Annotated in this window: 9 protein-coding genes and 1 pseudogene; 3 read left to right on the plus strand and 7 right to left on the minus strand. The window is 34.6% G+C overall.

The genetic code is table 11. The annotated features are described in order from the left end of the window. Window positions 1-537 precede the first annotated feature (537 nt). The 3 genes from LMC10_RS01150 to yjbM are packed head-to-tail and all read right to left on the minus strand — an operon-like array spanning window position 538 to window position 2,912. On the minus strand, window positions 538-1,443 hold the full coding sequence (locus LMC10_RS01150; RefSeq protein WP_229268705.1) for an RluA family pseudouridine synthase: 906 nt from the start codon (window positions 1,441-1,443) through the stop codon (window positions 538-540). Continuing rightward, window positions 1,443-2,255, minus strand: coding sequence for an NAD kinase (locus tag LMC10_RS01155; RefSeq protein ID WP_003672236.1), 813 nt, complete (start codon window positions 2,253-2,255; stop codon window positions 1,443-1,445). The genes LMC10_RS01150 and LMC10_RS01155 overlap by 1 nt, the downstream gene beginning before the upstream one ends. A 3-nt stretch (window positions 2,256-2,258) precedes the next feature. Next, entirely contained in the window at window positions 2,259-2,912 is a 654-nt protein-coding gene (gene yjbM, locus LMC10_RS01160; protein WP_003672237.1) for a GTP diphosphokinase, read from the minus strand. A gap of 164 nt (window positions 2,913-3,076) precedes the next feature. Between yjbM and LMC10_RS01165 the strand changes: the two genes are divergently transcribed. Next, entirely contained in the window at window positions 3,077-3,715 is a 639-nt protein-coding gene (locus LMC10_RS01165) for a DsbA family protein (protein WP_229268706.1), read from the plus strand. Window positions 3,716-3,785: 70 nt separating this feature from the next. Here LMC10_RS01165 and LMC10_RS01170 read toward each other — a convergent pair whose 3' ends face one another. From LMC10_RS01170 to spxA, 4 genes are all read right to left on the minus strand, one after another. Beyond that, on the minus strand, window positions 3,786-5,162 hold the full coding sequence (locus tag LMC10_RS01170) for a C69 family dipeptidase (RefSeq protein WP_229268707.1): 1,377 nt from the start codon (window positions 5,160-5,162) through the stop codon (window positions 3,786-3,788). A gap of 1 nt (window position 5,163) precedes the next feature. Next, window positions 5,164-6,198, minus strand: coding sequence for a competence protein CoiA (locus tag LMC10_RS01175; RefSeq protein ID WP_229268708.1), 1,035 nt, complete (start codon window positions 6,196-6,198; stop codon window positions 5,164-5,166). Window positions 6,199-6,281: 83 nt separating this feature from the next. After that, on the minus strand, window positions 6,282-6,953 hold the full coding sequence (locus LMC10_RS01180; protein WP_229268709.1) for an adaptor protein MecA: 672 nt from the start codon (window positions 6,951-6,953) through the stop codon (window positions 6,282-6,284). Between the two features lie 125 nt (window positions 6,954-7,078). Then, window positions 7,079-7,480, minus strand: a complete 402-nt coding sequence (gene spxA, locus LMC10_RS01185; protein WP_003666877.1) for a transcriptional regulator SpxA — start codon at window positions 7,478-7,480, stop codon at window positions 7,079-7,081. 247 nt (window positions 7,481-7,727) lie between these two features. Between spxA and LMC10_RS01190 the strand changes: the two genes are divergently transcribed. Further along, window positions 7,728-8,219, plus strand: coding sequence for a hypothetical protein (locus LMC10_RS01190; protein WP_229268710.1), 492 nt, complete (start codon window positions 7,728-7,730; stop codon window positions 8,217-8,219). A gap of 253 nt (window positions 8,220-8,472) precedes the next feature. Next, window positions 8,473-9,759 (plus strand): annotated as a pseudogene (locus tag LMC10_RS10600) (ISL3 family transposase). Window positions 9,760-9,880 lie beyond the last annotated feature (121 nt).

The raw sequence follows: 9,880 nt of genomic DNA on the forward strand, positions 1-9,880 counted from the left end.
TGAGCCAGGATCAAACTCTCATATAAAATATATAAGAACTTGAATAGCTCTCAATTATCTTTGTTATTAAGCGAATTGACTTCGCAAATGTTTTGCTTCAAATCACATCGTGATTGAATACCCTACACATTTGATTCGTCGAAACTTTGTTCAGTTTTCAAAGGTCTACCTGTTGGCTGATCAAGCAGCCAATCAACACATTTATTATAACATATATCAGATCGGCTTGTCAAGAAGAAATTTTAATTATTTTTGAATTCCTTTTGATTGATAACTCAATCAGCAACTTTATTAATATATCATGTCATCAAGTAGATGTCAACAGTTTTTTATAATACAATTCAAAAATCATTGACTTTACAACCATATTTACTCTTAATAATCTTAATAGATATGATCATTTATTCATGCCTTATCGATGACAGGAATTATATTTTACCCTATATTTTTATTATTTGCAATACTTTTCTATAAAAAAATTACCAGTAAGCAAATTAATTTTATCTCCTGGTAATTTTCTATTAATTAGTTCAATTACTAATAATTTTTTGTACTTAAAAGATCATCTTTAGCATTTTTGAAATCACTTGGCAATGGTGCCGAAACAGTAATATTTTCACCTTTAAATGGACTATAAAAGCTTAGCCAATAACAATGGAGCGCTTGTCTAGCAATCAATCCTGATTCTTCACCATACATTTTATCGCCAATTAATGGAAAACCAAGACTAGCAAAATGAACGCGAATTTGGTGTGTCCGACCTGTATGCAACCTAATTTTGATAAGGCTTGCTTGAACATTACATTCTTGGCGCCAGTATTCAGTTACAGATGCTTTCCCTTCTTTCCCTACCATTCTTTTTACAAATGAATTGGGATCGCGTCTAATCGGCGCATCAATATAACCATGCTCTGCAGGAACCTTTCCTTTAATTAGAGCAAGATAGTTTTTCTTAACTAAATGTTTTTTTAACTGTTCATCTAGGACAGCATGAGCAAATCGGTGCTTAGGAAAAACAACTAAGCCGCTGGTATCACGGTCTAAACGTGTTGCAACATGGGTAACCTGATTTTCATAATCTTGGCGCTTATAGTAGCCTTTTACCCGATTTACCAAACTATCGGCCACCGGAACATTATGAGCCGGAACTGTCGCTACTCCTGCCGGCTTATTCATTATTAAAAAGTCTTGATCTTCATAAATAATATCGATAGGTGCCTCACTGACATCCACATTATCATTAGCAGTTTCTGGAGGGAGAATTAATGTTACTTTATCGTGGTAATTAACAGTATCAACTGCCCACTTATCTACCCCATTTATTTGCATTTTTCCTCCATGATATATGGCTACTTTTAATAACGAAGAAGAAACCCCATACATTTTTAATGCCGATCGTAATTTCCGTGGTGTGTGATGATCATATATCCAATTAAATTCCATTAATGCACTCCACCAATAAATGAATCTTTTACTCGATTCCAGAAATTATTATGCCGATATTGAGCAAAATATATTCGTTGCTTAGAAACTCTATAAGATAATTCAGTTAGGTACCGCTCCTTCTCGCTTTTAAGCATCCATTGATCACGATCGCATGTAAGCACATGCCCATTTTCATCACGCAAACGCAAAATTAACTCAGCATCAGCACCAAAAATAATCGGTGAGCCTAGGGTCCGGAAAACCCGGTTGTTAAGTGAAGCCATTTCTGCTAACTGAAAGCCAACACTATTTGGATCGACAATGGCACCCCCGACTGATTTATTATAAGCAGTTGAACCGGTTGGAGTTGAAATACATAAACCATCCCCCCGAAAGTTTTCAAACAAATGATTATTAATGAACACATCACATACCATTGTTCGTGTAACATTCCGAATTGTTGATTCATTAAGTGCAATATAATTCTCTATCTGTCCATCAGAATAAGTAGCCTTCATAGCAAGTAGAGGATATGAAACTGCTTGTCCGCTATCTTTTACTAAACTATCAACTAAATCATCAATTTCAAAACTCCGCCAATCCGTATAAAATCCTAAGTGCCCAGTATGAATTCCAACAAAGCGGATGTTATTTAAGTCTTTTTGATAATGATGAAAAGCCGATAACAAAGTACCATCTCCACCGATTGTTATTACAACTTCTGGATTTTTTTCGACATAAGTTAAACCCGCCCGTTTCATTTCCGTTTTTAAAACCTTTGTCACTCGTTGAGATTCTGCTGTTTCATTATTATATATTCCAATTCTCATAACTTACTCCTTTAACTCGTCTTCATCAATAGAATTAGTTGACCTCCGCTTAGAAAACAATGTCTGTGCTTCCTTTATTTCTTCTCGAATCTCTGACATTTCATTATCAAGCTTAAATGCTGCCTCTGCGGCTCTTTGCAACCTTGCAGATAGCTCCTCAGGAAACTCACCTTGATATTTATAATTTAAGGAATGTTCTACTGTTGCCCAAAAGTTCATTGCAAGGGTACGTACTTGAATTTCAGCTAATATTCTTTTTTCTCCAGTAATTAATTGCACCGGATATTCAATAACAATATGATAGGAACGATATCCACTCGGTTTAACATTGGTGACGTAATCTCGTTCTTCTAAAATAGTCATATCACTTCGCTGCCGTAATAAGTCAACTACCTTATAAATATCTTCTACAAATTGACACATGATTCGTAAACCGGCAATATCTTGCATATCTTGCTCAAGTCGATCCTCTTGCACATGTCGTCTAATCATTTTTTCTTTAATACTATCAACTGGCTTTACTCGTCCAGTTACAAATTCAATCGGAGAATGTTGCGTTTGGTCTTGAAATTGCTTTCGCATCCCCCGTAATTTGACTTTTAGTTCATTTACGGCTTGCTGATATGGCAATAAAAAATGCTGCCAATCTTCAATCATAATTCAGCCTCCTGTTAAATCTCCGTATATTTTAGCACATTTATAATAATAACTCTTGTAATTATCTTAAAACTAAATTCTTTACAAATAGTTAGATATTTGCAAAAATAATTATGTTCACAGGATTAGGATTTTGAGTATACAAATGATCGGAGGGGTTAATTATGCTCGAACTTCATCTTTTTGTGAATCCATTAGGAATGCGCTGTTTACGGTGTGAAAAAGACGTGTTAAAAATTGATCGTGATTTAAATACAAAAATTAGTTACCAATTTGTACCACTATTCAATATGAAAACGATCGATAGCACACTTAAATATTATCATCTTAATCCCCATGATCTTGCTGTAAGACAACAAGTATCAAAAACCCTTAACCAAATAATATTAGATTATAAAGCAGCCCTCTTCCAAGGACGAAAACGTGGACGGCATTATCTCTTACAATTACAATCTGCGCTTATTAACCAAGGCTTGGATTACAACGATGAATTAATTAATAAAATTGCACATGATTCACACCTTGACTTAGAAATGTTTTTTGAGGATCGGCAAAGTCAACTTGCTAAGCAGGCTTTCCGTCAAGATCAAAAAATCGCAAGTGATCTAGGCGTATCAGAAACGGCTACCGCAGTCGTTTTTAACACCGAAGATTCTGATTACGGCCTAATGATTCCAAATTTTGACTATAATACTTTAATAAACGCATTTAAAAGCGGAAAATTGGCTCGATCTGCATCCTTAGATGAATTTGTGAACCAATATCGTCCGCCAAAGCTTCAAATTATACAAAACAATAATTAATAAAAAAGAGATTGGAAAAGTTGGTCTTTCATTATTGCACCATCTATCCAACCTCTTTTTTATTTTCTGCCTAGAATTGTAATCGTTCTCTTGAAAAAGCAAGCTTTACTAGTTTCCCCAGTAATTTTTTGCTTTCGTCCACTGCGGTTTCGGCCATCCGATTATTAATCGTGGTTAAAAATGCACTCACATCCTGGTGTTCTGCTATTTCCTTATCCGTATTATTTTGAATATTCATTGTTTTTGCCATTACTTGCAATTCAAAGTTTTCTTCAATACTCTGTGCTTGACGATAATTTTGGTCCCCAAGCGCAGCAATTGTATGAGTGAGCCAATACATATCGTCTATTGAATATTCAGTACTAGTGTTTCGATAAGGGATTGGTGTATCGTCAATATTTGCATAAAAGGGAACCACTGCATTAAAAGTATTAGGACCAAATGCTAACCAATGAACACCAGCAATACTTGCCGAAACATTATTACGTATTTGTAGAATATGTAATTCCAAGTTTCGGTTTAGTGCAATTGACCTAAATGGGGCTTTATCTCTTTCTAAATGATACGGATCAAAAGCTGTCCCTTGATAATGAGAACTCATTAACTTCTTAATCGTAGTTACAGTAAGCTTTTCTTTTGCATAACAGATGAATGGAAGGTTATTACTTTGTGGATTAGCATTTATCGTCCCTAGTTGCTGCTGAACATACCATGCTCGCGGGTTGTTATAGACAGTATCAGTAGCAGTTGCACTTCCACAAATATGTCGTAAATTGTATTCGTCTTCGCTAGGATTCAACTTATTTTGATCAATCCACTGTTTCAAATTTGGTGAACTCATTGTGTTGGGACTATCAAAATCAAAATTAGTAATATTAAATCGATTAGGAGCAATCACATAGGCATTGTCGGGAATTTTAACAGCTGCCCAATGATGACCACCAATCGTTTCCATATACCACACTTCATTATTATCACTAAAAGCTATCGCATTAGCCTCATAAGTACCATACTTTTCTAATAAACTTCCTAGTTTCTTAACACCATCTTGAGCACTCTTAATATAAGGAAGGACTAATGTTACAAAATCTTCTTCGCCAATTCCCGATAAAGTGTTATAAGGATCTATTGCCAATATCCGGGCATTAGTAGTAATAGTTTCAGTCGCACTCATCGCAACATTCAGACCATTGATACCGCCTGCACCAAAAATTCCATCTTTATCGTCAGCATCAGGCGTAGAAGTATATTTTAGCTTAGGAACTGGTAAATCAATTTTAAAGTCAGTTGTTTTGCTTTGATATTTACGTGGCTGTCTTTCTGGTTTTACTAATACAAATCTTTGAGGATCAAATGCATTACCATAATCTTCCTCACGACAAACTATAGTTGACCCGTCAATTGTTGCATTCTTTCCTGCTAAAAACATTGTACATGTGTGTTGCATATTATGATCTCCTTTTAACCAGCTGTAGTTTTAACTGTGAATCATTAAACCATCTTGGACGATGAATTAAAATAAGATGATTATCCTTTCTGCAAATTACTTTAAAGGCAATTAATTCGTTTGTATATTGGTTGATAATAATATTGCGAATTGTTTCGGGAGGTAAACAACCAGGGAATAACCAATCGCTTTTGTTTACCTTCATTAATAATCTTTTCCATTCCTTATCTCCCCAAGAATAAAATAAGGGGAATTTCTCTATCTCTAATATTACACCAATTCGCCAGATAATCATTGGAATAGACATTGCCGGCCAACTTGCAATGAGATCATGGCATACTAGTGGACATTCAGATAAAGCATGTCCAGTAAGTTTTAAAGTGGTTAATGATAGTTCTCTTATTTCTTTACTCGGAAAATGATACTGTTTCTTCTTTAACATTTCAATCTGCTTCATTAAAATAGTTTTTTTATCATACTTTAACCGGCTATAGGAGCAACGCCAATATTTCTGATCAATAACTAATTGCGCCCTTTTCACATCCCAAAACAAGAGAACAAACTGCTTTCTAAAGATTTGCGTAAACTGAACGATTTTCTTATTTCCCAAGTTACGCAAATAAGGTGATCCTAATATCCACCAAACCGGAATTTTTAACTGACGATACCCTTCATTACGTGCTAATAACTTTTCAAGGCTTAAGGGACTACATTGAAATTCAACTGCTACAGTTTGTCCATTAATTTCTAAAAGAATATCCGGTCGCTGAGCAATTGTTGGAAAATAGACTTCTAATTGCGGATTCCAATGATGCTTTTGTGCCCATTGATAAATCTGTTTTTTCCCTTTTAAATGTTCTAATGTTTCACCCTCGCTAAAGCCACAGTCATTTCCCTTCTTATGGGCATAATGAGTAATCTTATGCTTTCCTCGTCGCAAAATCACTCCTTGCCCGCATCCTGGACAATAATATGCCATATCGCTTTTTGCATTTTCAGCTAACACTAATTGATTATTATGAGCTGCAATTAACATTTAATCCCCCTATATATTTATATACGGAAATTACTCAATTTTGCACGAAAAAAAGCTACGTTGAGTATGAACTCAAACGCAGCTTATTCAAAATAGTGTCGAATTAAATGCAAGGCAGATACTGACATTATTTTCTTTCCATGTTCACTTAAAAAATCAACCGTTGTTGCCGTGGGATTTCCATATTCATAAGCAAGAGCAAGCTGATCTTTAACCTCATTGCTGTTCAAAATAGAATCAGAATAAGCAATTGCTAAATAATACAAATCATTGTACTTATATAAATATGATGAAACATCATCATTCTCGGCAATTTTCGCAAAATCAATTAAATCTTCAAAAGAATCAAACGTAATTACTTGCCAGTTCGTGTGTTGAATCTCATTATCTTCTGAATCATTAATCGCTGTTTTTCTTTGATCTTGATCCGGACTATTTTTTTGAATCAAATGTTGCTTAATATATTTGGACACCTGGTCATTAATTGGTCCATGCTGTTCATTCCCAGCAAAGTTAGAATCATTTTTACTAATAAATAATTCTAAGCCATTATTAGTGGGCATCACCTGAAAAGTAACCGCATCGTTATTTTGGAATTGGTGATCAGTATCTACTTCTTTCAGGATACTATAAAAGAAATCCTCTATTTGCTGATGGTCACCAAGCAAATCTAGAATGGTGATACCCCGAGCAGATAAATCATCATTATCTACCAAAACGCGAATAGTATTTTCATTAATGCGTTCCATCTCCATTGAGCAGCACCTCCTTTTACCAAAACTAGATGTTACTTCTATTGTAAGGATTTTCGCTTAAAAGTAAAGTTACTCGGTTAAAAGAATAAAAAAAGGAAAGCATATCACTTTCCATATTCTATCAGTTAAATCATATTTGCTTTTTCTTGAGCCTCTACTAGTTCTAGTTCACGAACCTTTCGTGGTAAGAAGCGACGGATTTCGTCTTCGTTGTAACCTACTTGAAGCCGTTTATCATCAATAATAATCGGACGTCGTAACAATCCTGGGTTTTTACTAATTAACTTAAACAGGGCTTTCATCGACAAATCATTAAGGTCTACGCTCAACTTTTGGTAAGCTTTAGACCGCTTTGAAATAATGTCTTCAGTACCATCTTCAGTCATCCGTAAAATATTCTTGATTTCATTTAAAGACAATGGTTCAGAAAAAATATTCCGTTCCTTAAAAGCAATATCATGTTCTTTTAGCCAGGCACGTGCTTTACGACAAGACGTGCAACTTGGAGACGTATATAGTGTAACCATTTCGTTTAGTGGCCTCCTTTATTAAGTTAAACTAGAACATTCATTAATACATTGTTTATTATACTCCCTATTCAATTAATATTAAAGTCATATAACAAAAATTATTGACTTTTTGTAAGTCGAATTGCTACTATATTTTCTATTTATTCTTTATCAAAAATAAAGTAGATAAAATTTACAATTTAATTATTTTACATTAAGTTGTACTATAATAAGTATGACTACTAACTTCTGAGGAGGAATTAATATGTTAACAAAAATTAGCTTAACATTTGGTTCACGACAAATTTTACAATCAATTATTGATAAATATCCCGAGCGGCATTTTAAATTAATGCAGGCAACTACTCATACAAGAAAATTAGCATTATTTGATCTTTCTGGAAAAGATACTATTTTTCAGTCACCAGTAAAATTAACAACTCTTGATTCAACGTTAGATGCTCAATTAAATGGAATGTTTTACTACCAATCATTTCAAGTAAACGGTGACCGTCAAAAGCTACTTTATAATACACTTCAAAAGGTATTAACTGAACCAGCTAATATGAACGGGGGTTATATGCTTAGCGTTGATAATAAAGCGGAAGCTACTACTTTAGTTTTACTGACTGCTTGGGCTGATTTTGAAGCCTTAACTGCATGGAAGGAAAGCGAAACTTTTACCTCTTTAAAGAACTTCACTAGTATGGGGTCAGATAATAGTTATTATGATGAGATTTACAAACCCATTTTTTAATTAAGTAGATAACGTAGGGCATTTGCCAATGGTAGTATTTAACTGATACATACAACAAGACCATGACTTATCATTTTCGGTAACTCATAGTCCTGTTTTTTAATTCGTATTTTATGGTTCTACAATATCTGATGTTGATATAGAAATATTACTTTCTATACCAATATCAGATTTTTTGTTTTTAAACTAAAAAAGAGGCTCGCCCTCTGATACAATGAAATCGCCAAATCACATAGTAAAGAAGGTAATCTCCATGGATAATGATACTAGAACTCCACTCAATTTAACAGACCCTCATTTAAATTTTCCTCATCATTGGCTTAAATATAAAGTAATTAAAAATGTTCGCGTGGCGCAAATATCCTGTACTCTTTCTTATACGCCGCGAGCTTGTCCAAACTGCGGAGTTATTAATCGTGGGCAAATCTTAAAATATGGTTTTTATCAAGCTAAACACAAATATGGACAATTTAGGGCTCAACCATTAATGTTGCTTGTTAATACTCAACGTTTTCAATGTCCTGACTGCCATACAACATTTAATGCGACTAGTTATCTTTTTGAAAAGCAACGAACAATTAGTCGTGATTTAAGGCGTGAAATTATTCTTCGGTTAACGCGAATTCAAACAATTAAAGATATTGCCCATGATTTGTTTATCAGTGAAGCTTCGGTCCAGCGGGTCCTTTTGGACCTCGCTGATCAATATAAACCGAATTTAAACTATCTACCGGAAACACTATGTATTGATGAATTTAAATCAATGCGGAGCGCTAAAGGTAAAATGAGTTTCATCGCCGTTGATGGTGATCGGAGTTGCTTATTTGAGCTCCTTGAAGATCGGCGATTACGTAGTTTATTTAAGCATTATCAACAGTTTACACGTGCTGCCCGTTGCCGGGTAAAATATCTGGTAATGGATATGAACGTTGCCTATGATCAACTAGTTAAAACCGTTTTTCCTTGTGCTCAAATCATCTATGATCGCTTTCATATTGCCAAACACCTTAATGATACGATGAATCATGTGCGAATTCATGTCTTCAATCGTTTGCGAAAAGGTGATTCTGCGGAGTAGAAACAAGCTCGGCGCCTTAAACGTTATTGGCGGCTATTTCTTCAAGATCGGGAAAATTTAAGTACAAAAGTTTATTACGAAGGACGTTATTTTAATCGCGTTGTTAATTCCATTATGATCTTAGACTTAATGTTAGCGTATGACTAAGAGTTAAGAGCCACCTATAATTTTATTCAAGCCTTGAAGCGTGCTTACAATCAACGTGATTTTACAACTTTCTTTCAATTACTTAAACTTCGGCCAGACAGTGTCAGCCATTATACAATCCACCGTTGTCAGGTTTTAGCGCGCTATAAAGAGGGAATTAAGCGGGGCTTTGAGACGAAGTTCTCAAATGGTCGAACCGAAGGGATTAATAATCGAATTAAAACTATCAAACGAGTTGCCTGTGGTTATTGTTACTTTACGGCATTTAAAACGCGAATTTATTTAATTATTGGTCACCAAATTCAAACTAACTAAAAAGGCTCTACAATTTTAAGTACTGATGGATTTAACATTAGTGCTTTATTTGTTTAAAATTTAAAATAAAAAAGCGAAAGATGGTTGGACCCCGTCTTCGTTAAGAAAGGACCATCTTTCA

This window comes from Limosilactobacillus reuteri subsp. simiae, from assembly GCF_020784875.1.
In the GTDB taxonomy this organism is placed as follows: Bacteria; Bacillota; Bacilli; order Lactobacillales; family Lactobacillaceae; genus Limosilactobacillus; species Limosilactobacillus reuteri_H.

Bases quoted from the DNA above. Each gene is read 5' to 3' on its own strand.
- LMC10_RS01150 (WP_229268705.1), bottom strand. From the start codon at position 1,443: ATGGAATTTAATTGGATATATGATCATCACACACCACGGAAATTACGA.
- LMC10_RS01155 (WP_003672236.1), bottom strand. From the start codon at position 2,255: ATGAGAATTGGAATATATAATAATGAAACAGCAGAATCTCAACGAGTG.
- yjbM (WP_003672237.1), bottom strand. From the start codon at position 2,912: ATGATTGAAGATTGGCAGCATTTTTTATTGCCATATCAGCAAGCCGTA.
- LMC10_RS01165 (WP_229268706.1), top strand. From the start codon at position 3,077: ATGCTCGAACTTCATCTTTTTGTGAATCCATTAGGAATGCGCTGTTTA.
- LMC10_RS01170 (WP_229268707.1), bottom strand. From the start codon at position 5,162: ATGCAACACACATGTACAATGTTTTTAGCAGGAAAGAATGCAACAATT.
- LMC10_RS01175 (WP_229268708.1), bottom strand. From the start codon at position 6,198: ATGTTAATTGCAGCTCATAATAATCAATTAGTGTTAGCTGAAAATGCA.
- LMC10_RS01180 (WP_229268709.1), bottom strand. From the start codon at position 6,953: ATGGAGATGGAACGCATTAATGAAAATACTATTCGCGTTTTGGTAGAT.
- spxA (WP_003666877.1), bottom strand. From the start codon at position 7,480: ATGGTTACACTATATACGTCTCCAAGTTGCACGTCTTGTCGTAAAGCA.
- LMC10_RS01190 (WP_229268710.1), top strand. From the start codon at position 7,728: ATGTTAACAAAAATTAGCTTAACATTTGGTTCACGACAAATTTTACAA.